A 24,232-nucleotide genomic window follows, 5' to 3' on the forward strand; every position below is an offset into this window, starting at 1 on the left:
TCTCAGTCTTCTTTATTTTTTTCTATTAGTTCTCTTAAATTGTCATTTGTCATTAAATTTTCACAATAGTCAAGGGAGATTTTTGCCCAAGCTGCTTCATTTTTTGCAGCTTCTAAGGGAAGAGGTCTTCTAGTTTTTCTATCAATAAATCTAGAATTTTCAAAAATTTCGTCACGAGAATATTCGAAGAGTTTGTCCTTAGTGATAAAAGATCCCTTTAAAAGATAAGTTTGAGGATAAACTACATTTTCATCAACATCTTTGCCAGATCCCAAAAGGTCAATGCCAAAACATGGGATATTGCTCCTGTCCCATCCCATTAAATTTAGGATTGTGGGATAGAGATCAACTTGTGATCCAATATTATTTCTTTTTATATTTTTTTCATAGCCTGGAATATAAATAATAAGGGGAATATTCATCATGTCGTCAAAATCTACATCTCTTCCCAGCCATCTTTCCATGGATTCTTTATTTTTTTTGTTGTTTAAGGTGTAAGCGTGGTGGTCACCATAAACCACAAGCATGCTTTTATCCAAGATGCCTGATTTTTTTAATTCTTCTACAAAGTCTTTTAAGGCCTTATCGGTGTAGTTAGCACAATTTACATAATTGTAGACAAAATCCGTGTCATCATCTTTTTCTCTTTCTATGCTTCTTAAATTTTCTGGCAAATTAAAGGGAGTGTGAGTGGACATGCTGACTAATAATGCAAAAAATTTTTGGCCCTTCTTGTCAAATTTTCTTAAAAAATTAAAAGACTGCTCGAAGAAAGATTTGTCAGATAAGCCCATTATAACTTTGTCACTTTGGTCATAACTTTCACCGAGAAAAACATGGTCAAAGGAAAATTTTGGATAAATATTTTCTCTGTCATAAAATTTTCCTGTGTTCCCGTGCATAGCTATATTTTCGTAGCCCATTTTCTTTGCAAGAGTGGGAAGAGCATAGGAAGTTTTGCCATGGTAAACTGAATAAGCTTGCCCCTTTAGACTTGGATAAACTGAAGACATGGATACAAATTCTGCATCAGAGGTATTGCCAAATCCAAGAAGTTCATAATAATTGTCAAAGTAAATAGAGCCTTTAGAATTTATAAGCTCATTTAAAAAAGGAGTTACTTCTTTTTCATTATATTTTTTATTTATGACTGCATTTTGTAAGGATTCACATTGGATAAAGATTATGTTTTTGTCCTTTGCAAGTCCAGTAAATTCATTATTTTTTAATTGACGAGAGCTAAAATATTTTTTTATGTCAGTTTTTTCTAAGGACTTTTTATCTTTTCTTTCTTGTATTTTCGAATAAATGGGTCCTAGAAAAGTAGAAGTGTAAAATTCAGTTGGTCTTATGGATTTTATAAAAAGTCCTGGAAGTATTAAAAGGGCAAAAAAGATTCCCAGTTTTTTATAAAATATTTCTTTATTAAAATCTTCTTCCTCATAATATTTATTTATTAAAAATATTAGGGCAAAGCCCAACAAAATCATTAAGAGATAGGCAAAAGAAAAGTCTTTAAAGATAACTGAACTTACGCCAGTAGCTTCTCTTGCAAGTCCTATTCTTTCGAAGATATTAAAGGAATGAAATTCTCTAAAATAAATTGAAAGGCTAATTTTAAAAAGAACAAGAAGGCTGGTAAGTATATATTTATAATTTTTCTTGGGATAGAGATTTATAAAAAGGAAATCTAGACGACATGTCAAAATTATAGAAAAAATCAATATGTAAAGTTCCTTATCACTTGTGGGGCTTCCTATAGAAGTCTTATAAAAAATAAGGTTTATTATAAAAAATAAAATTTTTGTTAGATTTTTGTAGTATTTTTCCATTTTTTCATGTCCTTAAAATAAAATAGCTTAAAGAAATTATAAATTAAGATGACTTTTTAAGCAATAAAAAACCAACCCTAAGGTTGGAATTATAATTTATAAACTTTTTGCATTAAAGGTATCCCACTGTGACAAGTTGCCAGTTTCATAGCCTTTTTTATACCAACGAACTCTTTCTTCACTAGAGCCGTGAGTAAAGGATTCTGGTCTAACATAACCTTGTGCTTTCTTTTGAATTGCATCATCCCCAATAGACCAAGCAGTTGATATGGCTTCTTCCATGTCGCCTGGATCAAGATAACCCTTGTCCTTTTGATATCTTGCCACAACTCCCGCGAGATAATCTGCTTGCAATTCAAGCCTTACAGTAAGAGCATTCCTTTCCTTTTCTGACATTTTGCTAGCAAGTTCTTGATATTGACTCATTATGCCTGTTACTTCTTGTACATGGTGTCCAACTTCGTGACTTATAACATAAGATAAGATGAAGTCGCCTTCCTTTGCACCAAAGTCTTTTATTAAGCTGTCATAAAAGGATAGATCCATGTAAAGGGTTTCGTCTCTCGAGCAATAAAAAGGTCCCATACCTGAATTTGCAATTCCACATCCACTTTTTACTTGACCCTTAAAGATTTCCAATTTTGGTTCTCTATATTCAATTCCTTCATCTTTTAAGATTTCGTGCCAAGCGTCTTCAGTGTCTGCTAAAACTACGGCAGAATAATCATAGAGCTCTTGCTCTTTTGCTGATAGTTCGTATTCTTGATTTGTTCCTTGGTTTCCAGTACCAAGCCCTGTCCTAATAGCATCTCTAGGACTTCCTGTGATTAAAAAAACTATAAGAGCGAGAATAAGGCCTCCGCCACCAAGGGCAACGCCACCACCCTTAGATTTTGATACATTTGAACTTTGTCTTCTTCCTTGCCATTTCATAATATCCCTCCAAAGCTATTTTACCCAAATTTATGTAAGAATATTGGAAAATTTTTTTAGATTTAATATAATAAAATACAAGTGGTGAAATTATGAAAAAATTATTTATAATATCTTCCAAATCTGGAAGGTCTCGTGACAGAGAATTTGAGAAAAATATTTTAAATTATTTTAATAAAGATGAAGTCAAAATTACTAGAAAAAAGGGCGACACTATTTCTTTTGCAAGAGAATTTAGAGATAGGGGTGGCGATATTTTATTTATAAAATCTGGTGATGGAGCCTTGTCTGAAGTTGCAGGAGTTTTAGCTGGAAGCGACACTGCCCTTGGTCTTATACCTGGCGGAACAGGAAATGATTTTTCTAGAAATTTTAATTATAAAAATTTTAAAATTGAAAATATTTTTGATTATGAAATTTCACCAATTGACCTAATAAAAGTAAACGATAAAATTTGCATAAATGTGACGAGTCTTGGTTTTGACACCAATGTCTTAAAATACACCTACCATGTCATAAAAAGAAAGAAACTATATGGCAAACTTGCTTACCTTTATGGAGTGGTAAAAAGTGTAAAAAATTTAGAAAATGTAAATTTAAAAATTTCTGCCCTAAATGAAAAAGACCAAGAGATAAAAATTTCAGGTAAATTTTTGGTTTCTGCCCTTTGTAATGGGTCTTACTATGGCAATGGATTTAATCCAGCACCTGATGCTAGATTAGATGATGGACTTTTAAATTTAATTTTGGCAGAAGAGATGACAGCTTTTAAAATTATAAAATTATTTTTAGCCTATAGAAAGGGAAATCATCTTGGTAAAAGTGGAATTAGGGAAATTCTCACAAAAGAAGGAACAATTTCATCAGATAGAGAATTTTTATACAATATAGATGGAGAAATTTATAGGTCAAGAGAAATTAAATATAAAATCTTGGAGAAAAAATTAAAGTGGATTTATTTTAAAGGAGTGTAAAATGAAAATAGGAGTATTTGCAGGCACTTTTACAGACACAAAAATGGGTGAAGAACTTTTGAAATCAAAAGGATTTGAAACAATTGCTTATCCAATTTCAAAAAATCCAAAGGATCAATCTCTTCTTCAATATTATTCCAGAGAAGAGCTGACAAAAATTGTTGAAGAAAAAATAAAAGATGCCAAAAATAAGGGTGCAGAAAAAATTTTTATTTATTGCAATTCTCTTTCTGCTTCTGTTGATATTAAGAGTCTATCTCGCCGTCAAGCTATCCAAATTATAAGTCCCTTGGATTTTTATAAAAATTTAGATAGAAAGTATAAGAAGATAATAATCCTCTCAGCAAATTCAAAATCAGCCCATGAAATAGACAGGATTCTTTCAGAAAATTACTTTAGGGACACAATTTCTCTTGGATTTCTAAATCTTGTGGAAGAAATCGAAAAGAAGACTTCTCCAGAAAAAATTGTGGATAAGTTAAATCTTAAAGACCTCTTTGGATTTTTTAATGGCATGGAAAATAAGGCAGATGGGATAATTCTCGCTTGTACTCATTTTCCCTACATGAAAGATGTTTTTCAAGATCTTACTGATATAGAAATTCTGGATCCAGCTGAGGATATGATAAAGAGAATTTAAAATAATTACAAATCCACAAACTTTAATAGAAGGAACAAAAAAAGAGCTTTTACACAGCTCTTTCTTTTTTTACCCACAAAAGTTGATAACTTTTATGAAATTGTGGATAAGATTGTATAATTTTTATAAAATTTCCTTAAAAATCTTGTAAAATTACAAATATTTCTTGTTTTATGATAATTTTTTCAAAATGTGAATGAATTGTGCAGAACTTTTCAAGACAAATGTTTATATACTTGTGGATAATGTGTATAAGTTTGGGGATAAAGTCTATATCACAAGTAGGCTTGTGGAGAAAAATTTTATAACTTTTTAGTTAGTCTTCTAATTCCATCCAAATTTCATAAAGCTCATCTAGTGTATTTGCAAGGCTTTCACGCTCTATTGATAAATCGTTTGCTAGTTGATAATCGCTGTATGTGTTAGAGTCTGCAAGTTTAGAGTCAATTGTGGATAACTTTTCTTCAATTGTGGCAATTTCTTCTTCAACTTTTTCTTTTTTCTTGCGAAGGACCTTATTTTTTTTGCGTTCTTCTCTCTCTTCTCTTTTTTCTCTTTCAATTTCAGTTTTTGTCTTGAAATTTTCCTCTTCAGGCTCACTCTCACTTGTCTTTTCAAGATAGTAGTCGTAGTTGCCAAGAAAAGTGTTGATTCCATCTTCTTTCATTTCAAAAATTTTATCCACAGTTTTATTTAAAAAGTATCTGTCGTGAGATATAGATAAAACTGTGCCCTCATATTTTAAGAGAGCATCTTCGAGGATTTCCTTTGAGTCAATGTCAAGGTGGTTAGTAGGTTCGTCAAGGACAAGGAAGTTTGCTCCCTTTAACATAATTTTTAAAAGAGATAATCTTCCACGTTCTCCACCAGAAAGTTCTTCTACACTTTTAAAAATGTCGTCGCCAACAAAGAGAAATTCAGCTAAATATTTTCTTATTTGAAAATGCTCAAGCTTTGGAAACTCGTCCCATATTTCGTCCATGACAGTTTTATCAAGACTCAAGTTGTCCAATTCTTGGTAGAAGAAAGCTATATCGACATTAGATCCAATTTTTACTTCGCCAGAAGTTTCTTGAATTTCTTTTGCAATAATTTTAAAGAGGGTGGATTTTCCCACACCATTGGGACCGATTAAACCGATTTTGTCATTTTTGTAGACAAAGGCATTTAAATCGTGAAATACTAAGTGATCGCCAAAAGATTTTGAGAGGTCCTTAATTTCTAAAACATCTCTGCCAGAAGTTTTTTTAGGTGTGAAGGAAAGTTTGGTTCTCTTGTTAGAGGAAGGCATATCGATTTTTTGCATCTTATCTAGCATTTTCTTTCGACTTTTTCCTTGTTTTATAAATCTGTCACGGCCAAGATTCATATACCTCTTTATAATTTCTTCTTGTCTTTTTATTTCTTTTTGTTGATCTTCATATTGTCTTTTTAAGACTTCAAAATCCTTTTTTCTTTGTCTTATATAGTTATCGTAGTTGCCCTTATAAGTTTTTGTAGCCCCATTTTCCAGCAGGACAATTTTAGATACAATATTATTTAAAAAATATCTGTCGTGACTTATGACAATTATAGCCTTGTCTATATCTTTTAAATATTTTTCTAGCCAAGAAATTGCATCAATATCAAGATGGTTTGTAGGTTCGTCTAAAAGAAGTAGGTCTGCATCTTGAAGTAATAGCATGGCAAGAGCTACACGAGATTTTTGTCCACCAGAGAGAGTGGAAATATCCTTGGAGAAGTCTTCTTCTGAAAAACCCAAACCTATTAAAGTTCCCCTAATTTTTGAATTGTAAGAATATCCATCTCTTTTGTGAAACTCATCTTGAAGTCTTTGGTACTTCATAAGTTCTTCATCTAAGTTATCTGGATTTTCTGCAATTATGTGTTCTTGTTGTCTAAGATTTTTTTCAAGTTCAATTAAGTCTTCAAAAATAGAAAGGCAATTATCATAAATAGAGCCTTCTTGGTGAAGGCTTAATTGTTGCTCTAAGTAAGCGATTTTCAAATCTTTTTTTCTAAAAATTTCCCCATCATCGTAGGAGAGATTTTCTGTTATTATATTAAAAAGAGTGGACTTGCCACTTCCGTTGATTCCAATAAGGCCAATTTTATCCTTATCCTCAACTATTAAGTTTGCATCTTTAATAGTTTCTTCATCAATGTAGGATTTTTTTATATTTGTTAAACTAAGTATTGGCATAATGACCTCCTAGCTACATTTTATCAAATTATTAAGTCCTTTAAAAGACAGAGGCTATTGATAAAAAAAAGACCTGCAACAGCAAGTCTTAGATTTATAAATTTTCTATAAAATTTTGATTCAAAGTATAAATTAAAGGTCTTTCCTTTATAGCTTTTATAAAACCATCTTTTTCAAGTTCCTTTAATTCCCTTATTTTTTTGTTTTTATTTTTAAAATCATCAGTATATTCAAATATTTCATCTCGTGTGAGACCCTTATTGTTGTCAAAATAATAATTTTGACAGAGTAGAAATAGGATGGATTCTTTTAACTTACTATTTAAAATTGAGCTATTATTTTCAATACACTTTCTAGCAATATTCAAATTTTCTATTTTATTAGACAAATTAAAAATAATATCCTCTTGACCAGCTATTAAAGTTTTTAAAAATTCATCTATAAAATAATTTAGTTCACCCTTATTTATTTTTGAATTAGTTATATGAAAACTTTTGTAATAAGAATTCTTGTTTATCCAGCATCCACGAGCAAGTGACATAGAAGTTAAATAAGAATACTTGCTCCTAATAAAGATACTTGAAATAAATCTATTTACGCGACCATTTCCATCGTAAAAGGGATGAATATATCCAAAATAATAGTGAAAAATGGCAACTCTTATGAGTAAATCTAAATCAGTGTTTAACAAAAAATTTAAAAGATTTGACATAGAATCTTCTATTTTATTTTCGCCTATTATTCCTGTGTGTATTATTTCACCTGAAACAGAATTTTTCTTTTGAACGTAGACAGCGTCCAACCTAAAAAATTTACCATCAGGCGCATCTTTTTCCTCAATTTCACCCTTAGTTATCTCGTCATAAATTTTCCGAATATCCTTTAAATCTGATGGGACTTTCAAAGAATTTTCATTTAAGAGCAAGAGATAGGATTTAATCATGCTAGTGAGTCTTATTTTTTTAGGATTTTTTGAATTTAAAATATTTCTTGTAGTTTCGATTATTTCTTTTTTCTCGGATTTTACACCTTCAAGATCATTAGTGCTTTTCAATTCACTTGATATGATATCCAATAAATTTGCACTTTTAGCAATTATTGGCAGTTCATCATTTAATTTTTCTAAAGTATTATTATTTTGATTTATCAAGTCTATTAGATTTGACGTTTCTCTATTGAAGACATAATAAAGTTGAAAAGATAAATTTTCCCTATAAGGTTTTATAAACAGATTAGTATTTAAAGTCTCACTAAAATTCACTCTAGATTTATAAATTTTTTCATATTCATTTTTATTTTTGTAGTATAAAGTGTATAAATAATCCATAAATCCTCCAATAAAATCAAAAAAACATTAAATTTTATTTATTTCAATAAATTATAACAAAATAAAATCAAAAAAACATCAAAATTTGATTTTATTATGCATTTTATAAAAAATAAAATCAAAAAAATGCCAAAATTTGATTTTATTCTAAAAACTTTAAATTATAAAATAAAAAAATAAGAGAATTTTAATTTTATATTCTAAATTCATCATAAAAAAATTAAAAATTACAAAATTTTAAGAATATAAAAAATTTAAACAAATAAAAAAGCTGTGCCAGATTGACACAACTTTAAGCTTCCGAATATCCTAAATTTTTGGAAAATTCAACGCTGCAGCTCTTGACTGCCTCCATATATTCTTTTTTAGACTCTTCTGTGATTCTCTCCTTTGGTATTACAACCCCAATTGATCCCACAAGTTGGTCCTTATAATTAAAGACTGGAGCACCGATTCCAATAACTGAATCAATATATTCTGAATCCGATACAGAAATTTTTTGATTTTTTATTTGCATTAACTCTTTCTTTAATTGGTCCTTATCAACTGGCGAATTTAAATAATCTGAAAGATCCCTTTTTAAGTAATAATTAATATAGTCATCAGATTGAAAAGCGAGGATAGTTTTTCTAATAGCACCCTTGTGAAGATCAATTTCTATGCCAAAATTTTCCACAATCTTTAGGGAATGCTTGCCTTCAGCCTTGGAAAGAAGTAGACCCTTATCTCCTGATTTGATTATAAAATAAGAATCTTCCCTTGTAAGATCAGATAACTTTTCTAAGATTAATTTTCCTACAGCTTGTGGATCTAACTTTGAGGATGCCTTTATCCCCAAGGGAATAAGTGCAGGTCCTAGACCATATAAGTGGGTTCTCTCGTCCTTTGATACATATCCAACATCTATTAATGTGGATAAGATTCTGTGAGCTGTGCTTGGTGGTATATTTAAAAATTCAGAAATTTCTGCAATTGTAAGTTCTCTATTTTCACTTTTTAAGATGTCTAAAACATTTGCTGCTTTAACTAAACTTTGAATCATAATTTCACCTTCCAGCTAAAATTATACCACATAATGGAAAGTATTTCACTAAAAGAAATAATTTGTTTTTAAATAAGATAATTAAAAGTCTTTTAATATTATAAGTCAAAAACTAAATTATAAAAGTAAAATATTTATTTAAATATAAAAATTTTTGGAATTAAAAACTATTTAGACAAATAACAAAATAGTATTGACAATAAAAATTATTTTAATATAATTGAATTAAGTATTTAGATAATTATCGAAATAGGTTAAAAAAAGGAGGGATTAGGTGAAATTTTCTAACACCTTTAAGGCCTTGTCTGACCCTGTGAGATTAGAAATATTAAATATTTTGAGAAAGTCTGGTCGCATGAATGCAGGAGAAATTGCAGAAAAATTTGACTTGTCTAAGGCTACAATCTCCCACCACTTAAAAATTTTAAAGGACCAGGATTTAATTTACGAGGACAAGGAAAAAAATTATATTTATTATGAACTAAACACTTCAGTTTTCGAAGAAATACTTACATGGATTGCCAATTTCAAAGGAGGAGCAGATGAAAAATAAATTTAGATTTAGAAAAAGCAGCATAATTTCAATAATTGCATCTTTTGCAATTTTAGTAATTTTTAATCTCTTGTTTTATAACAAAATGCCAGCAGAGCTTCCAACTCACTGGGACTTTAGGGGACAAGCTGACGACTACAGCTCAAAGTTTGATGCCATGGTATTGACACATGGATTTCTTGTAGTCATGAATATCTTCATGTGCTTTATGCTTGACAACGATCCAAGAAATAAGAAGCAAAAGAACTTCTTAATGACACTTAGCAAGCTTGCCATGCCAGCTATAATGCTAGTGGTCTACACTATAACAGTCATGGTTGGACTGGGAAGGGATGTAAATGTGTCAGTGATAATTCCAGTTTTTGTTGGACTATTATTTATTGCCATTGGCAACTATCTTCCAAAGACTAGGAGAAATTACACCATGGGAATAAAACTCCCTTGGACCCTCAACAGTGACGAGAACTGGAGAAGAACTCACAGGCTTGGTGGAATTTGCTTTGTAATAATTGGACTTTGTCTTATTCTTTCAGTATTTTTAAAAAGTGAAATTGTATTTTTAGTCCCACTTTTTCTTGGTGCAATAATTCCAGCAGTATACTCTTACTATCTATACACTAAAGGAATTTAAAAAATAAAAAAGTCTTTATAGATTTTTAAGGCGTAAAAAAACTCTTGCAAAAATTCTGCAAGAGTTTCTTTTTTTATAAAATTTTATTTGTAATTATAACTTTCTATTTTTTCTTGATACTTCTAGGGGAAGTTTTTCTCTTTCTCTTTTTACTTTTTCCTTTTCTAATTTTAAAACTGCAAGATTTTTTTCTTCTCCAAGGTCCACTTCAATTTTTCCACTTGGATCAACTATAAGGGAGTGGGCATAGGCATTTTTGGAAAGCTCATCATCTCTTGCTATAGTAGGGGAGACAATATAGCACTGAGTGTCCACTGCACGAGCTCTATTTAATAGATGGAAGTGAGCTTCTCCAGTCTTTTTCATAAAAGTTGAAGGTGAAAAGATTACTTCTGCTCCATAGTCTCGGAAAGTTTGGAAAAGTTCTGGGAATCTCAAGTCAAAACAAATGGCGAGTCCAAAGTTTCCATATTCTGTTTCAAAAACTCCAAGGGATTTGCCACCGGAAATTGTGTCAGATTCCTTGTAGCCTTCAATGTCGAAGAGATTTATTTTTGAATATCTGTATATTTCTCTGCCAGACTTGTCAAAGACATAGGATCTGTTGTATATTTTACCTTCTGATTTAATTGGTATAGAACCACCAACTAGGTATATCCCATTTTCTTTTGCGACTTTACTCATTTTTTCATAAGTTTCGCCAAAGTCTTCTTCTGCAAATTTTGTGAAATAAGAATTTTGGTAGGGACAATTCCACATTTCTGGAAGACAAACTAAATCGGCATTCTTTTCTTTTGCGCGAGATACATATTCTTCCATAGTTTTTAAATTTTCTTTTTTGTCGCCTTTTGCAGGCAATTGAATTATTCCAACATTAAAATCTTTCATAGTCACCTCAAATTATATTGAAAAAGGCAAGACATAAAACTACTATGCCAAGCACAATTCTGTAATAGCCAAAGGGAATGAAGTCGTGTTCACGAATGTATCCCAAGAATTTTTTGATTACAACAAGGGCTACGATATAGGAAATTACTCCGCCAACTAGGATTAAAAACCATTGCCATCCTGTAAAGGAAAATCCCATTTTTAAAATTTTAAGAGTAGTTGCTCCAAGCATAGTTGGGACTGCAAGGTAAAAGGAAAATTTTGCGGCACTTGTTCTTGAGCAGCCAAGGATCATTGCACCAATTATAGTTGCAGCTGAACGAGATGTTCCTGGAACCATAGCAAGACATTGGAAAAATCCAATTAAGAGTGCTGTTTTAAGTCCAATATCATTTAGGCTTTCATATTTAAAGGCTTTGTCCTTGTTATTTTTTTCCATAATAATAATTATTATACCGTAAAAAATTAGGGCAATGGCAACTGTAATTGGGTTAAAGAGATGGCTGTCGATGAAGTCGTCTAGCAAAAATCCAAAGAAGGCGGCAGGTAAAAATCCCACAATTATTTTTGCTATTAACCTCATAGTTTCAAGATCTCTGTACTTAAATTTTTCTTTAAAACTTAGTTCATTATACTTTTCTTCTCCAATTACTGGAGCAAGTTTTCCTCTAGCAATGGGATTTATGTCATAGAAGTATAAATAAACTACGGCTAAAATAGCTCCAAGCTGAATTATTACACTAAAGGCATTGGAAAAAGCCTTGGGTTCAAGTTTTATAAAACTATCTGCTATTATTAAATGGCCTGTTGATGATACAGGCAAAAATTCTGTAAGTCCTTCGATTATTCCAAGGAAGATTACTTTTAATAGGTCTATTATCATATTTACCTCCATTATTTTGTCAAAGCCTATTATAACATTTGTGGCTACAAAAATAAAAGGCTCTTGCCAATGACAAGAGCCTTAAAATTTTATTCAGTTCTCTGTAAATTTAAAAATTTTGTAAATTCTTTTTTAAACATCAACTCAACAGTTCCTGTAGGACCATTTCTGTGTTTAGCAATAATTACTTCGCCGACATTTGGTTTTTCAGATTCTTCCTTTGTGTAGTATTCATCTCTGTATAAAAACATTACAATGTCTGCATCTTGTTCAATGGCACCTGATTCACGAAGGTCTGATAAGATTGGTCTGTGATCAGTTCTAAGTTCTGGGGCACGAGAAAGTTGAGATAGGGCAATGACAGGGACTTCCAATTCCTTGGCAATGGCCTTTAAATTTCTTGATATGGCAGAAATTTCTTGCTGTCTTGATTCTGATCTTGATGACATTTGCATAAGTTGCAAGTAGTCTATTACTATTAAATCAAGTCCCTTTTCCACCTTCATTCTCCTGCACTTTGCCTTTAATTCTAGAGGAGATATGCCTGCAGTATCATCAATTTCTATTTTTAAATTTGATACAATTGGCATTGTGTTTATAATTTTTGTCCACTCTTCTTCATTTAGATTACCGCTTATTACTTTTTGCAAATCCACATGAGAAGTGGAAGAGATAATTCTTTGGAAGAGTTGGTTTTTACTCATTTCTAGAGAAAATACAGCGACAGATGCTCCACCTCTTAGGGCGGCATTAGTTGCAATATTTACCATGAGGGCAGTTTTACCCATGGAAGGTCTTGCCGCAAGTAAAATTAGATCAGACTTTTGAAGTCCAGAGATTTTTCTATCTAGGTCCACAAAACCAGTTGTAAGTCCTGTTAAGGCATTTGGATTTTGTGCCTTTTTTTCCATTTCAGAAAAGGAGTCAAGGGCAATACTTTTTATATTTATAAGTCCATTTTTTGTCGAGTCTTGAGTTATATCAAAGACAGATTTTTCTGCCAGCTCAATTATAAGATCTGCCCGGGCATCAGGAGAGTAGGCAGCTGAAATGACCTTATCAGATGAATCTATTAACTCTCTTAAAATTCCCTTTTCTTTTATAATATTGCAGTAGTATTTAATATTTGAAACTGCCGTCACGTTAGAGGAGAGGTCTGCTAGATAGCTTATACCACCAACTTCATCGAGAGAGTCAGTTTTTTTAAGTTCTTCTGCAATAGTTATTACATCAGCTGCTTCATTTCTGTTGTAGATATTTAAAATGGCATTATAAATTTTTCTGTGAGCTTCTTGGTAAAAGTCTTCTATTTTTAAAAGTTCAATAGAAGTTGTAATGGCTTCCTTTGAAAGCATCATAGATCCAAGAGCTGACTCCTCTGCCTCTAAATTGTGGGGAGGCATTTTTATATTTGAAACAGAATTTAAATTTAATTCTCCATTAGCGTCCATATCAATCAAGATTCCGGTCTAACATTAACCTTTAGAGTTGCAACTACATCTGGATAAAGTTTGATGTCAATGTTTTTCATGCCAGCTTCCTTGATATTTTCGCTTAGCTCGATTTTTTTCTTGTCAACATCAATCTTGTGTTCTTGTTTTAATTTTTTTGCAATGTCAGCAGAAGTGATGGCACCAAAAAGTCTTCCACCTTCTCCAGCTTTAGCCTTAATAGTTAAAGTTATTTCACTAATTTTTTTCTTGATTTCATTTGCCTTGGCGCGATTTTCTTTTTCTAATTTTTCTTCTTCAATTCTATTTTTTTCCCAAGTTTCCATGTTTTCTGGAGTAGCTTCAATGGCAACTCCTCTTGGAATTAAGAAGTTTCTAGCATAGCCTGTCTTTGCATTAACTATACTTCCTTTTTTACCTAAAGTTTTGTCGTCTTTGATTAAAATTACTTTCATGTTATTCCTCGCTTTTATTTTCAATTAAATATTCGTCTATAGCTTCTGTTAAAATCTTTTCAGCTTCATCTAAGTCAGTCGTTTCAAGTTGGGCACCTGCCATATTTAAATGACCACCTCCACCGATTTTTTCTAAGATAAGTTGAACTGAAACAACTTCTCCACGAGACCTACCTGATATGTGAGTCTTGCCATCATTTATTGTAAGAACAAAGGATGCATCAATTCCATTTATATCAAGTAGGGCATCAGCTGCTTGAGCAGCAACAAGGACTGAGTTGTTGGCTTCTTTTTCAAATCTTGAAACAGCAATATTGTCGTGAATCATTTTTGTGTTGTGAATTACTTCTGCCCTGTAAACCATAGTATCAAGGTCATCTTGGAAAAGGGCCTTTACTTTTATCATATTTGCTCCAGCTCTTTTTAAAACTGATGCAGCTTCAAAGGTTCTCACTCCAGTTTGGAAGGAGAAGTTTTTAGTATCTACAACAACACCACTCATAAGGGCATCTGCCTCAAAATGAGTTAGATTTAAATCATCAGACATATAAGTGAGCATTTCCGTTATAAGTTCACAAGTAGAAGAAGCATAGGGTTCTACATAGGATAAGACTGGATTGTCAACAAATTCCTTTCCTCTTCTGTGGTGGTCAATAACTACAATTTGATTTGTCTTTTCCAAAAGTTCTGGACATTCAGTAAAAGATGGCTTGTGATTATCTACAAGTACAAGAAGAGAAGAGTGCTTTATCCTATTTATTGCAGTTTCCCTAGAAATTACTTTTTCATAAATTTCTGGCTCTTCATCTTTCATCCTGTCAATTAAATTGTCAATGGAAGGGTTAGATTTTTCTAAGACAATGAAGCCTTCCTTATTTCTATTTAAAGTTGCTCTTAGGCAGCCAATAGCAGCACCAATGGCATCCATATCTGGATTTTTGTGCCCCATGATGTAGACATTTTCGGATCTATCTATTAATTGTTTTAGGGCTTCTCCAATTACTCTTGCCTTTACCTTATTTCTCTTTTCAACAGCCTTTGATTTTCCACCGAAAAATTCGTAATTGTCCTCAACCTTTACGACAGCTTGGTCGCCGCCACGACCTAGTGCCAAATCTAGTGATGAATCTGATTCGATGTAGGCATCTTTGAAATTAAGTCCTTGAGATGAAACACCAATTGATAAGGTAATTGGAATAGAATTTCCATTGTTTAAGTCCCTTAAATCGTCAAGTATATCAAATTTCTTTTCCTTTATTGCCCTTAGAGATTTGTAATTCATTACAACAAGATAAAGATCTTCGTCAGATTTTTTCACAAGAGCATCGTATTCTTCAAAATAAGAAGAAATAGTTGAGTCAATTTCTGCAACGAGAAGGGGTCTTATTTCTGATGGAGCAGAACTTATAGCTTCACTAAAGTTATCAACTTCCACCTTTGCCACAATGGCAAATTCATCGATATAGGTATTTTTTAAAGTTTGGTAGGCAGTGTTGTCCACCAAATAAAGTAGGACAGATTTCCCATCTCTTTTTTCAGATTTGTTTTCCACGATATTTGTGAATACATTGTAGAACTTCTTATTTATTTCAACAGGAATAGTTCTTTTGCCCTCACTTTTTAAGATATTTGATATATCTATATCGTCAACTAAATTTTCAAGGTCACCATCTAAGACAGTTTCTTCATTAAATAAATTAATGAAAGGAGTGTTATACCAAAGTATTTTTGCCTTTTCATCTGTTACGACAAGGGGAAAGGGCATGTCAAAGATTGCCTGTTTAGTCAGGGAGTCAAATCTCTCATTTAAATTTTCAATATTTTTAAGATTTTCTTCATTTTTCTTATTTATCTTAGAATATGCCAAGTAAGTGACATAGCTAAAACCAAAGAAGGATATAATCCCAATTATAGGTTTTAAAAACAAAAGTACAAGAACAAGTATTATTCCGAAGATAAAATAAGGAAGGAAATCATTGATTTTATAATTGTTTTTCATAGTATTCTCACTTATTTAATTTTCCTAAAGTTAATAATTTGATCAATGCCACCAAGGATTATTACAAAAATTTGTAGTGATGAAAGTGTGAAAGTTAGCCCTATTAAAAGATATTGTAAAAAGTTTTTTAGTCCCATTCTTGTCATGTAATATTTTACAATGGCAAGACCAGACACATAGAGCATAAAAAACACTAGATTCATAAGATTAATTATAAACACAGATCCTGATGGTCCAAAATAGTCGCCAGTTAGTGAAAATAAGGCAAGACTTGCAAGTGATAAAAAGATAATTTCTCTTGGAAATTTTAAAAATTCAAGGGAAGAAGGTTGTATTATAATAATTCCTCTTGAAAGCAAATTCCTTCCAGCCCATGTGTAAGTGACATAGGATGTTACAAGAGATATGATTATCAAGACTGATGGCAAAATTTGCAAAAACTTTTTGTAATAAATTTCTATGTTATCAGCAAAAATTGCCAAAGCACCAGCATTTATACCAGTATCAGATCCCAAATTCTTGTAAAAATTTGTAATAGCCATAATAGTTTCCTTTGAATTTAGGACTTCACTATTAATCCCAAAAGCAAATAATAAAACTATTATTGATGTAAAAAATATTAAGGATGTCGCTAGAATAGTCATAGAGACAGACCTTTTTGTAGTAATCATATAGTGAAAAATCAGTATAAAGGGTCCAAAAATTGTAAATATAACTATGGCCTCTATGGGACCCAAGAGAGCGCTGATTAATAAGACAACTGCAAGTAGAGTTGCCATCACTTTTATTATTCCTTCTTTTACAGATTCAGCCACATACATAGAAGGAAATAAAATATAGAGAAAGGGAAAAATCATTCCAATCATTGAAATAATTATAGACCTAGTAAAAAGTCTAAGGAGTCCCTTAAAATCAGTTTCTTTTTCCAATAAATCAACTCCTATCTCACTTATTTTACCATAGAATTCAAATTTGATAAAGAAATCTAGAGCTTCATGGCATTTATAAATAAAAAGGTCCCTAAATTTTAGGAACCTAAGAACTTATATTAAATTATTTACAAAAATAAGATAAGAAAAGTGCTCCTGGACCTGTGTGAGTTCCAACGACACTGCCAATTTGTATAAAGTCTGGACTTGGAATTTCATCTTCCCAAAGTTTTTTTGTATCTCTTATATATTTGTCAATTTTTTTGACATCACGTCCAGTGTAGCCAAGCTTTAGAGGTTTTGTAAAATCAATAGATCCAGTTCTTTCAATTTCACTTATAAAAAGGCTGTTAGCATTTTTTGTGCCCTTTGCCTTTCCAACAGTAGTGATAACCCCATCTTTCATAGTTAAAAGAACTTTAACAGAAAAGAGATTTCCAATTAAAGCAGAAGTTTTTGAAATCCTGCCACCTCTTTCAAGATATTCTAGTGTATCAACTAAAACTATTAGTCTAAGTTTCTTTTTTGCCTCATCTAAAATTTCTGCAATTTCTCTTGCTGATTTTCCTTCCTTTACAAGACTTAATGCATAATCCACTAGGACTCCTTCGGCGTTAGAAACATTTAAACTGTCAACTATAAAAATTTTATCTTCAAATCCATCTCTTGCCAAAGAAGCACTTTGATAAGTGCCAGATAATTTTGACGACAAGACAATTACAACTGCTTCATCGCCAGCATCAACAACTTTTTGATAAACATCCATAAATGCCACAGGTGTTGGTTGACTTGTCTTGGGAAACTCTTCTTTCTTTTCAAGTCTTTCATAAAATTCGTCTTTTGTAATTTCAACTGAATCTAAAAAATCTTCTTCACCAAAAGTTACATGAAGGGGAACTACAATTAAGTCCTTCTCAATATTTTCCTCAATATCACAAGTTGATCCCACAATTATTTTTACTGCCATATTTTTCCTCTCAATTTAAAATCTATACAAAAATTTGAAAAAAATATTCAAATTAATTATTCTCAATTACAATTTTCTGTCAATTTCTCAATATTTTCTGATAGGGCATCTAGGACTTCGTAGAAGATTTCCTTTTTTTCCCTTGAAATATTTTTATTTGCAAGCTCCATATATTCCATTGTCTTTTCACTAATCTTGGAACCTATAAGCCTGCCTTTGTCTGTCAGATAAAAACTGCCTCCGTAGTTATTTTTGTTATTTGACTTTTTTTCTACGATGCCAGATTTTATCATTTGATTAAGATTTCTAGACACATCAGACTTGTCCTTTCCACTTATTTTCACAAGTTCTGTTGAATTAAGCTTATCGTGGTCATAAAGAGCAAGCATATAGATGAGCTGACTTGAGGTCAAACCAAAATCTTTCATGACTTGGCTAGCTATCTTTTGCCAGTTTTTTACAATAGCAAAGACTTCACTGGAAAAGTAATTAAATCTATCTAGCATAAACACCCCACTATATTTTAATTCAAGCTTTAGTATAAATAATACTTGTTGAGATGTCAACTTTTAATCTTTTAAAAATTTTTCTAAAATATTTGTGTTAAAATATTTTAGAAGATGAAATTTCTTAAAGGAGATGATTTTATCAATAGATATTCAAAAATTACTGACAAGACAAAAAGGGAAATTGTCCTTCTAAAGGCAAGGCCTTGCAAGTGGGGCAAGTGTACTTTTTGTGATTATATAGAAGATAACGAGGTAGATAATAAAAAAATTGACGAGATAAATTTTGAAGTTTTAAAAAATGTCACTGGGGAATTTGGCGTCTTAGAAGTAATTGATTCTGCATCAGTTTTTGATTTGACAGAAGCTACTCTTAGAGAAATAAAAAGAATTGTTGAAGAAAAAAATATTAAGAGATTATTTTTTGAAGCCCACTGGATTTATAGAAATAGACTTCATGAAATGAGAGATTTTTTTAAAGTCCCAATAACTTTTAAGACGGGAATAGAAACTTTTGACAATGACTTTAGAGAAAATGTCCTAAAAAAAGGCGCAGATTTTAAAGACTATAGGGAAGTTAAAAAATATTTTGACTCACCCTGCGTCATGGTGGGCATAAAGGGTCAGACAAGAGAAATGATAGATAGGGACATGGAAATTATAAAAGAATTTTCTCATGCAACAGTAAATATTTTTATGAACAACTCCACAGATATAAAAAGAGACGATGAACTTGTTAAGTGGTTTGTAGAAAAATATAGGTATCTTGAAGATGATCCCCACCTAGATATTTTATTTGAAATAACAGATTTTGGTGTGGGCTAAAAAAGACGCTGTAGATAAACAGCGCCTTTTTTCATTCATACTTCTTATATTTTAATATTTTATAAATAGTTAAAATAGATAAAGAACTAAGAAAAATAAAAACATGATTTTGTGGTGAGTTAGATATCATTGGAGAAATAAAGTCCTCTATAAAGAATTCTATCAAAACTAAAATAATATAAATTATTGCAATGTTTTTTATATTTTTATTTATTTTAAATCTAAACATGCTTTCACATTTGATTAAAATGATTGTAGTTAATACGCTATATGTGAGTACAATTAATTTATTTAAGGGATAAAATAAATTAATACATCCAAAAATTATGAATATTAAAAAGTATAAAATAATTGCACCTTTTTTAAAATTTTCATTCATATAAAGCTCCTATTAATTAAAAATTAACAAAAAAATAACAGAAGAAACAGCTAATGTCAACATTAAAAATAATAAAAATACCCGATGGAATTTTCCACCGGGTTTATTTTTTTGAGAATATTTAAAAATTTATTATATAAATAGCATTGACACCATGTCTTGAACGTGAAGTGGTGCTTCTGGTCCAACAGGTAGACCTATTAGGTACCAAACTATCATTAGAACTGTCCAACCAACTAAGAAACACATAGAGTATGGAAGCATCATTGATGTAAGTGTTCCAAGTCCAGATTCTTCGTCATATTTTTGCATAAATACTACGATCATTGCAAAGTATGACATAAGTGGTGTGATGATATTTGTTGAAGAGTCACCAATTCTATATGCAACTTGTGTAAGTGCAGGTGAAAGTCCAAGATTGTACATCATTGGCACAAAGATTGGAGCCATAATTGCCCATTTTGCTGAAGCTGATCCCATAAATAGGTTAAGGAAAGCTGATAGCAAGATAAACATTATAAGAAGTGGAAGACCTTTAAAACCAACTGATTCTAAGAAGTCTGCTCCGTTTTTTGCAAGTATAAGACCAAGGTTAGTCTTGTTAAAGTAAGATACGAATTGTGCTGCAAAGAATGCTAGTACAAGGTATCCGCCCATTCCTTGCATTGCCTTAGTCATTTTAGCAACAAGGTCGTGAGAAGTTTTGATAGTTCCAACAGTTTTACCATAAACAAGTCCAGGTACTAAGAAAAGTAAAAGCATTGCTGGGATAAGTCCATGACCTAAGAAATTCTTAAGAGTCATTGCATTTTTACCTTCTTCAAATTCTCTAAATGGTGCATTTTCTGGGAACATTAAGAATGCCATTACAGCTACAAAAATAATTAAAGCTATAAGTGCATTTTTAAGACCCTTTCTTTCTAAGTCAGTAAGAGGGTGTTCATCTGCCTGATAAGATCCATTGTATTCTCCTAAGTTCTTTTCAACTATTTTATTTGTTACAAGAGTACCAACAATTGTTATAAAGAATGTAGAAACAAATAGGAAGTACCAGTTACAAGTAGCTGCAAGTTCCATATCAATTCCACCAGCTCTTAGGGCTTCGTTTGTGATATTAGTAAGAAGTGGGTCAGTTGTTCCAAGAATTAAGTTGGCTGAGAAACCACCACTTACACCAGCAAAACCTGCTGCAATACCAGCAAGTGGGTGACGACCTGCGTTAGCAAAGATAAGTGCTCCAAGTGGAACTACTACAAGATATCCTGCATCAGATGCGATATTTGACATAACACCTGCGAAAACAACTGTAGCTGTTAAAAGTGTAGGGTTTACATTTGATAAAAGTCTTTTTAATGTAGCATCAAAAAGTCCACTGTTTTCAGCAACACCAACACCAAGCATAGCTACAAGAACTGTTCCTAATGGAGCAAAACCTGTAAAGTTTTCTGTTGCAGAGTTAAAAATATAAGAAAGTCCTTCCCAGTTAAGTAGGGAAACAGCTTCTTTCGTTACTTCTTCTTTGGCTTTAGCGTCAAAATAAGTTACGCTCATGCCAGATTTTGCTGCAAAATAAGAAATTATGATTACGATTACACTAAGTATTGCAAAAATCATGGCAGGGTGAGGTAATTTATTACCAATTTTTTCTACGCCTTTCAGAAAGCCGCCGACATCATTTTGGTCTTTGACCTTTTTGTTTTTTTCTTTCATATAAATCCTCCTTGAATGAAAATAATATCCTCATAAATTAATAATATATTATCTATACTATACTTGCAAGAATAATCTAGGAATATAGCCATTATTAGTAGTGCTGTAATAGAATAAAGTAAATGTATCCGGTATAATATCTTATTAACTTGTTAAAATTGAGAGAAAATTTGTAATTTATCAAATCCATTAACATAAATTCATTTCACAATTTGGAAACTTTATGCTAAAATATGTCTAACTAATGTCTAACTAATAAGGAGGCAATCTAATTGAAAGAGTACAGTTCATTTGAAATACTGGGACCTATAATGGTTGGTCCATCATCATCGCATACTGCAGGTGCTTGTAAAATCGCAAGAGTGGCAGCAAAGATTTGTCCAGATGATTATGAAAGCGTCGAGTTTTATCTACATGGTTCCTTTGCCTTTACATATAAGGGGCACGGAACAGACAGGGCTCTTCTAGGTGGAATAATGGGTTTTAAAACCTATGACAGTTCTATTAGAGATGCTTATGAAATTGCCGATAAAAAGGGAATAAATTATTCTTTCATTCCTATGGATTTGGGAGAAGATTATCATCCAAATACTGTTAAAGTAAAATTTAATTACAAAGATAGAGACAGTGAATATGTAATAGGTTCCTCTATTGGCGGCGGAAATATGAAAATAGTTGATATTAATGGTATAAAAGTTGATTATGATGGAAGATTTCCTACATTTTTATTTCAATATGATGAACAAAAAGGTGTTATCGCCGAAGTGTCAACTATCTTAGCAGGTGAATCCTATAATATTGAATCAATTAATACTACTAAGGATGAGCTCACAAATATTGTTACCTTAACTGTGGAGTTAGACGAAGGTGCAAATCAAAATATTATAGATAAATTACTTAATAATTCCAGATATATTACAGCAAAATATGTGGAGGTCTAAATGTTAAATACAGCTAATGAAATAATTGAAGTTTGTAAAAAAGATAATATCCACATCTATGATTTAGTTTTAAGAGGCGAAACTAGGGCTCTTAAAATGACTGAAGAAGAGATGAAGGATAAATTAAGAGAAATTTTGGAAGTGATGAAATCATCGTCTAAAGAAACTCTTGAAAAATCCTATGGAACTGAATATAAAATGATAGATGGATTCGCAAAGATGATGAACGACTATCAAAAGGAAAAAGACCCTTTGACTAGTAAATTCTTAGTTAGGGCAATGGCTATGGCCTTTTCCACATCTGAGACTAATGCTAATATGGGAACTATTGCAGCAGCGCCAACTGCTGGAAGTTCTGGTATTGTGCCGGCAGCTTTAATGTCTGCCAAGGAAAAATATGGCTTAGATGATGAGGTTTTAATAAATGGACTATTGACATCAATAGGAATAGGGCAAATTATTGGTAAATATGCTACATTCGCCGGTGCTGAAGGTGGATGCCAAGCAGAATGTGGTTCTGCCAGCGCAATGGCAGCAGCTGCATTAGTTGAGATGATTGGTGGAAGCTCAGAAGAAGCACTAAACGCAGCCAGCATTACACTTATAAATGTAATGGGGCTAGCCTGTGATCCAATCGCAGGACTAGTAGAGTATCCATGTACTTTTAGGAACGCATCAGGTGTTATGAATTCTTTTATATCAGCTGATATGGCTCTTGCAGGTATAAAATCCATTGTTCCCTTTGACGAAGTTTGTCAAGCTATGGGAGAAGTTGGTCACTTGCTACATGAATCTATTAGGGAGACTGGTCTTGGTGGACTTGCAGGCACAAAAACTGGCAAAAAAATTAGAGCTAAGTTTTTAAATATTAAGGAGGATTAAAGAAAATGAAAGAAAAGAAAAAAATAGGTCTAATTCCTAGACTTATTATTGCCATTGCACTAGGTATCCTAGTTGGACAATTTTTACCAGAATGGGTTACTAAAGTTGCAATTACAATATCTGGATTATTTGGAGCATTTTTAAACTTCATTATTCCACTAATGATTATTGCCTTTGTATCTAAGGGTATAGCAGATTTATCAGAAGGTGCTGGAAAACTTCTTGGAGCTACAGTAGGTCTTGCTTATGCATCAACACTTATTGCAGGTTCACTTTCTTATACAATGGCAAAGTCTATTTTCCCAAGCTTTATAAAACCAGAACTTGCAGACCAAGTTCAAAAGGCTACAGCAAATGAAGTAGCACCATTTTTTGAAATTCCATTATCAGCATTTATAGACGTAACAGCAGCACTTGTACTTGCATTTATGCTAGGATTAACAGTTTCAGCTTTAAGAGCTAAGGGATCAGGAGAAATATTCTACAAGGCAATTAACGAATTTAATGAAATTATTAATATGGTATTATCAAAATTCGTAATTCCACTATTACCATTCTTTATTTTTGGTAACTTCTGTAACCTATCTTATTCAGGATCTGTATTTGCAATTCTTGGAATATTCTGGAAAATCTTCATCTGCATCATTGCACTACACCTAATTTACTTAGTAATACAATTTTCAGTTGCAGGAGCATATTCTGGAAGAAATCCATTCAAGTGCCTAAAAGAAGCAGTGCCAGCTTACTTAACAGCTGTAGGAACACAATCATCTGCAGCAACTATTCCAGTTAACGTAGCATGTAACAGAAAAATGGGAGTAACTAGACAAATTAGAGAATTCTGTATTCCACTTTGTGCAACAGTTCACTTAGCTGGATCAATGATTACTCTAACAGCATGTGTATTTACATTACTTTCAATGTTTGATATGCCACATTCATTCCCACTACTTCTTAAATTTATAGGAATCCTTGGAGTTGCCATGGTAGCAGCACCAGGTGCACCAGGTGGAGCAGTAATGAGTGCTCTTCCATTCTTACCAGTAGTAGGAATTGATTCATCAGGAACACTTGCAACAATTTTAATTTCACTATATCTAACTCAAGACTCTTTTGGTACAGCTTGTAACGTAACAGGCGACAATGCTATTTCTATGGCAGTTGAAAAGATCTATTACAATCACATTGTAAAAAGACCTATCCCAGAAGAAAACTTTGATGAAGAAGCTAGAGTAGAAATTTAATAATAAAGCATATTTACCTAAAAAAAGCTATGTCTAAG

General features: G+C 32.0%; 23 protein-coding genes. 8 read left to right on the forward strand and 15 right to left on the reverse strand.

From position 1 onward, the window contains the following. Positions 1 to 2: 2 nt before the first annotated feature. Positions 3 to 1,832, reverse strand: a complete 1,830-nt coding sequence (locus BN3657_RS03600) for an LTA synthase family protein (protein WP_062551808.1) — start codon at positions 1,830 to 1,832, stop codon at positions 3 to 5. Between the two features lie 96 nt (positions 1,833 to 1,928). Next, complete coding sequence (ypfJ, locus tag BN3657_RS03605; protein ID WP_062551809.1) at positions 1,929 to 2,765, reverse strand: KPN_02809 family neutral zinc metallopeptidase; 837 nt, start codon at positions 2,763 to 2,765, stop codon at positions 1,929 to 1,931. A 92-nt stretch (positions 2,766 to 2,857) separates the two neighbouring features. Between ypfJ and BN3657_RS03610 the strand changes: the two genes are divergently transcribed. Together BN3657_RS03610 and BN3657_RS03615 are read left to right on the forward strand one after the other, a co-directional pair. After that, positions 2,858 to 3,739, forward strand: coding sequence for a diacylglycerol/lipid kinase family protein (locus BN3657_RS03610; RefSeq protein WP_062551810.1), 882 nt, complete (start codon positions 2,858 to 2,860; stop codon positions 3,737 to 3,739). A 1-nt stretch (position 3,740) separates the two neighbouring features. Further along, positions 3,741 to 4,379: an aspartate/glutamate racemase family protein gene (locus tag BN3657_RS03615; RefSeq protein WP_062551811.1), complete on the forward strand. Its 639-nt coding sequence runs from the start codon at positions 3,741 to 3,743 to the stop codon at positions 4,377 to 4,379. Between the two features lie 316 nt (positions 4,380 to 4,695). On the opposite strand, the gene BN3657_RS03620 is transcribed toward BN3657_RS03615, so the two are convergent. The 3 genes from BN3657_RS03620 to BN3657_RS03630 all read right to left on the reverse strand — a co-directional run bounded on the left by BN3657_RS03620 (position 4,696) and on the right by BN3657_RS03630 (position 8,951). Then, a complete protein-coding gene (locus BN3657_RS03620) occupies positions 4,696 to 6,582 on the reverse strand; it encodes an ABC-F family ATP-binding cassette domain-containing protein (RefSeq protein ID WP_062551812.1) in 1,887 nt (628 codons plus the stop codon). A gap of 94 nt (positions 6,583 to 6,676) precedes the next feature. Further along, positions 6,677 to 7,909, reverse strand: a complete 1,233-nt coding sequence (locus BN3657_RS03625; protein WP_062551813.1) for a Fic family protein — start codon at positions 7,907 to 7,909, stop codon at positions 6,677 to 6,679. Positions 7,910 to 8,201: 292 nt separating this feature from the next. Further along, positions 8,202 to 8,951: an IclR family transcriptional regulator gene (locus tag BN3657_RS03630; protein ID WP_019138995.1), complete on the reverse strand. Its 750-nt coding sequence runs from the start codon at positions 8,949 to 8,951 to the stop codon at positions 8,202 to 8,204. Positions 8,952 to 9,225: 274 nt separating this feature from the next. Here BN3657_RS03630 and BN3657_RS03635 point away from each other — a divergent pair, with 274 nt between their 5' ends. Together BN3657_RS03635 and BN3657_RS03640 are read left to right on the forward strand one after the other, a co-directional pair. Beyond that, on the forward strand, positions 9,226 to 9,504 hold the full coding sequence (locus BN3657_RS03635; protein ID WP_062551814.1) for an autorepressor SdpR family transcription factor: 279 nt from the start codon (positions 9,226 to 9,228) through the stop codon (positions 9,502 to 9,504). Next, a complete protein-coding gene (locus tag BN3657_RS03640; protein ID WP_062551815.1) occupies positions 9,494 to 10,135 on the forward strand; it encodes an SdpI family protein in 642 nt (213 codons plus the stop codon). The genes BN3657_RS03635 and BN3657_RS03640 overlap by 11 nt, the downstream gene beginning before the upstream one ends. A 93-nt stretch (positions 10,136 to 10,228) precedes the next feature. Here BN3657_RS03640 and BN3657_RS03645 read toward each other — a convergent pair whose 3' ends face one another. The 8 genes from BN3657_RS03645 to BN3657_RS03680 all read right to left on the reverse strand — a co-directional run bounded on the left by BN3657_RS03645 (position 10,229) and on the right by BN3657_RS03680 (position 18,213). Then, positions 10,229 to 11,023, reverse strand: coding sequence for a carbon-nitrogen hydrolase family protein (locus BN3657_RS03645; RefSeq protein WP_062551816.1), 795 nt, complete (start codon positions 11,021 to 11,023; stop codon positions 10,229 to 10,231). A gap of 7 nt (positions 11,024 to 11,030) precedes the next feature. Then, complete coding sequence (locus BN3657_RS03650) at positions 11,031 to 11,906, reverse strand: undecaprenyl-diphosphate phosphatase (protein WP_062551817.1); 876 nt, start codon at positions 11,904 to 11,906, stop codon at positions 11,031 to 11,033. A gap of 89 nt (positions 11,907 to 11,995) precedes the next feature. Beyond that, positions 11,996 to 13,357 carry a replicative DNA helicase gene (dnaB, locus tag BN3657_RS03655; RefSeq protein ID WP_062551891.1) on the reverse strand — a complete coding sequence of 454 codons (1,362 nt, stop codon included), beginning with the start codon at positions 13,355 to 13,357 and terminating at the stop codon, positions 11,996 to 11,998. A gap of 5 nt (positions 13,358 to 13,362) precedes the next feature. Beyond that, entirely contained in the window at positions 13,363 to 13,812 is a 450-nt protein-coding gene (gene rplI, locus BN3657_RS03660) for a 50S ribosomal protein L9 (RefSeq protein WP_062551818.1), read from the reverse strand. A 1-nt stretch (position 13,813) separates the two neighbouring features. Then, a complete protein-coding gene (locus tag BN3657_RS03665) occupies positions 13,814 to 15,811 on the reverse strand; it encodes a DHH family phosphoesterase (protein ID WP_062551819.1) in 1,998 nt (665 codons plus the stop codon). Positions 15,812 to 15,822: 11 nt separating this feature from the next. Beyond that, complete coding sequence (locus tag BN3657_RS03670) at positions 15,823 to 16,740, reverse strand: DUF2232 domain-containing protein (RefSeq protein WP_062551820.1); 918 nt, start codon at positions 16,738 to 16,740, stop codon at positions 15,823 to 15,825. A 124-nt stretch (positions 16,741 to 16,864) separates the two neighbouring features. Next, positions 16,865 to 17,707, reverse strand: a complete 843-nt coding sequence (locus BN3657_RS03675; RefSeq protein ID WP_062551821.1) for a DegV family protein — start codon at positions 17,705 to 17,707, stop codon at positions 16,865 to 16,867. A 62-nt stretch (positions 17,708 to 17,769) separates the two neighbouring features. Continuing rightward, positions 17,770 to 18,213 (reverse strand): MarR family winged helix-turn-helix transcriptional regulator, encoded by a 444-nt coding sequence (locus BN3657_RS03680; protein WP_062551822.1) that lies wholly within the window; start codon positions 18,211 to 18,213, stop codon positions 17,770 to 17,772. Between the two features lie 114 nt (positions 18,214 to 18,327). Between BN3657_RS03680 and BN3657_RS03685 the strand changes: the two genes are divergently transcribed. After that, on the forward strand, positions 18,328 to 19,038 hold the full coding sequence (locus BN3657_RS03685) for a radical SAM protein (protein ID WP_098039831.1): 711 nt from the start codon (positions 18,328 to 18,330) through the stop codon (positions 19,036 to 19,038). Between the two features lie 31 nt (positions 19,039 to 19,069). Here the strand turns inward: BN3657_RS03685 and BN3657_RS03690 are convergent, their stop codons facing one another. Both BN3657_RS03690 and BN3657_RS03695 read right to left on the reverse strand, forming a co-directional pair. Then, complete coding sequence (locus tag BN3657_RS03690) at positions 19,070 to 19,417, reverse strand: hypothetical protein (protein WP_062551823.1); 348 nt, start codon at positions 19,415 to 19,417, stop codon at positions 19,070 to 19,072. A gap of 132 nt (positions 19,418 to 19,549) precedes the next feature. Beyond that, complete coding sequence (locus BN3657_RS03695) at positions 19,550 to 21,127, reverse strand: AbgT family transporter (RefSeq protein ID WP_062551824.1); 1,578 nt, start codon at positions 21,125 to 21,127, stop codon at positions 19,550 to 19,552. Positions 21,128 to 21,399: 272 nt separating this feature from the next. Between BN3657_RS03695 and sdaAB the strand changes: the two genes are divergently transcribed. The 3 genes from sdaAB to BN3657_RS03710 are packed head-to-tail and all read left to right on the forward strand — an operon-like array spanning position 21,400 to position 24,194. Further along, positions 21,400 to 22,068 carry an L-serine ammonia-lyase, iron-sulfur-dependent subunit beta gene (gene sdaAB, locus BN3657_RS03700; protein WP_062551825.1) on the forward strand — a complete coding sequence of 223 codons (669 nt, stop codon included), beginning with the start codon at positions 21,400 to 21,402 and terminating at the stop codon, positions 22,066 to 22,068. Continuing rightward, positions 22,069 to 22,950, forward strand: coding sequence for an L-serine ammonia-lyase, iron-sulfur-dependent, subunit alpha (gene sdaAA / locus BN3657_RS03705; protein WP_062551826.1), 882 nt, complete (start codon positions 22,069 to 22,071; stop codon positions 22,948 to 22,950). Between the two features lie 5 nt (positions 22,951 to 22,955). After that, positions 22,956 to 24,194, forward strand: a complete 1,239-nt coding sequence (locus tag BN3657_RS03710; protein WP_062551827.1) for a dicarboxylate/amino acid:cation symporter — start codon at positions 22,956 to 22,958, stop codon at positions 24,192 to 24,194. Positions 24,195 to 24,232 lie beyond the last annotated feature (38 nt).

Origin of the sequence: Peptoniphilus phoceensis, from assembly GCF_001517665.2 — a bacterium.
Lineage (GTDB): Bacteria > Bacillota > Clostridia > Tissierellales > Peptoniphilaceae > Peptoniphilus_A > Peptoniphilus_A timonensis.

What these genes read in the sequence shown, in the direction of transcription:
- BN3657_RS03680 (WP_062551822.1), bottom strand. Translation starts at nt 18,213, where the DNA reads ATGCTAGATAGATTTAATTACTTTTCCAGTGAAGTCTTTGCTATTGTA.
- BN3657_RS03620 (WP_062551812.1), bottom strand. Translation starts at nt 6,582, where the DNA reads ATGCCAATACTTAGTTTAACAAATATAAAAAAATCCTACATTGATGAA.
- rplI (WP_062551818.1), bottom strand. Translation starts at nt 13,812, where the DNA reads ATGAAAGTAATTTTAATCAAAGACGACAAAACTTTAGGTAAAAAAGGA.
- BN3657_RS03690 (WP_062551823.1), bottom strand. Translation starts at nt 19,417, where the DNA reads ATGAATGAAAATTTTAAAAAAGGTGCAATTATTTTATACTTTTTAATA.
- BN3657_RS03695 (WP_062551824.1), bottom strand. Translation starts at nt 21,127, where the DNA reads ATGAAAGAAAAAAACAAAAAGGTCAAAGACCAAAATGATGTCGGCGGC.
- BN3657_RS03625 (WP_062551813.1), bottom strand. Translation starts at nt 7,909, where the DNA reads ATGGATTATTTATACACTTTATACTACAAAAATAAAAATGAATATGAA.
- BN3657_RS03685 (WP_098039831.1), top strand. Translation starts at nt 18,328, where the DNA reads ATGAAATTTCTTAAAGGAGATGATTTTATCAATAGATATTCAAAAATT.
- BN3657_RS03610 (WP_062551810.1), top strand. Translation starts at nt 2,858, where the DNA reads ATGAAAAAATTATTTATAATATCTTCCAAATCTGGAAGGTCTCGTGAC.
- BN3657_RS03600 (WP_062551808.1), bottom strand. Translation starts at nt 1,832, where the DNA reads ATGGAAAAATACTACAAAAATCTAACAAAAATTTTATTTTTTATAATA.
- sdaAA (WP_062551826.1), top strand. Translation starts at nt 22,069, where the DNA reads ATGTTAAATACAGCTAATGAAATAATTGAAGTTTGTAAAAAAGATAAT.
- BN3657_RS03710 (WP_062551827.1), top strand. Translation starts at nt 22,956, where the DNA reads ATGAAAGAAAAGAAAAAAATAGGTCTAATTCCTAGACTTATTATTGCC.
- BN3657_RS03665 (WP_062551819.1), bottom strand. Translation starts at nt 15,811, where the DNA reads ATGAAAAACAATTATAAAATCAATGATTTCCTTCCTTATTTTATCTTC.
- dnaB (WP_062551891.1), bottom strand. Translation starts at nt 13,357, where the DNA reads ATGGACGCTAATGGAGAATTAAATTTAAATTCTGTTTCAAATATAAAA.
- BN3657_RS03675 (WP_062551821.1), bottom strand. Translation starts at nt 17,707, where the DNA reads ATGGCAGTAAAAATAATTGTGGGATCAACTTGTGATATTGAGGAAAAT.
- ypfJ (WP_062551809.1), bottom strand. Translation starts at nt 2,765, where the DNA reads ATGAAATGGCAAGGAAGAAGACAAAGTTCAAATGTATCAAAATCTAAG.
- BN3657_RS03640 (WP_062551815.1), top strand. Translation starts at nt 9,494, where the DNA reads ATGAAAAATAAATTTAGATTTAGAAAAAGCAGCATAATTTCAATAATT.
- BN3657_RS03645 (WP_062551816.1), bottom strand. Translation starts at nt 11,023, where the DNA reads ATGAAAGATTTTAATGTTGGAATAATTCAATTGCCTGCAAAAGGCGAC.
- BN3657_RS03615 (WP_062551811.1), top strand. Translation starts at nt 3,741, where the DNA reads ATGAAAATAGGAGTATTTGCAGGCACTTTTACAGACACAAAAATGGGT.
- BN3657_RS03630 (WP_019138995.1), bottom strand. Translation starts at nt 8,951, where the DNA reads ATGATTCAAAGTTTAGTTAAAGCAGCAAATGTTTTAGACATCTTAAAA.
- BN3657_RS03650 (WP_062551817.1), bottom strand. Translation starts at nt 11,906, where the DNA reads ATGATAATAGACCTATTAAAAGTAATCTTCCTTGGAATAATCGAAGGA.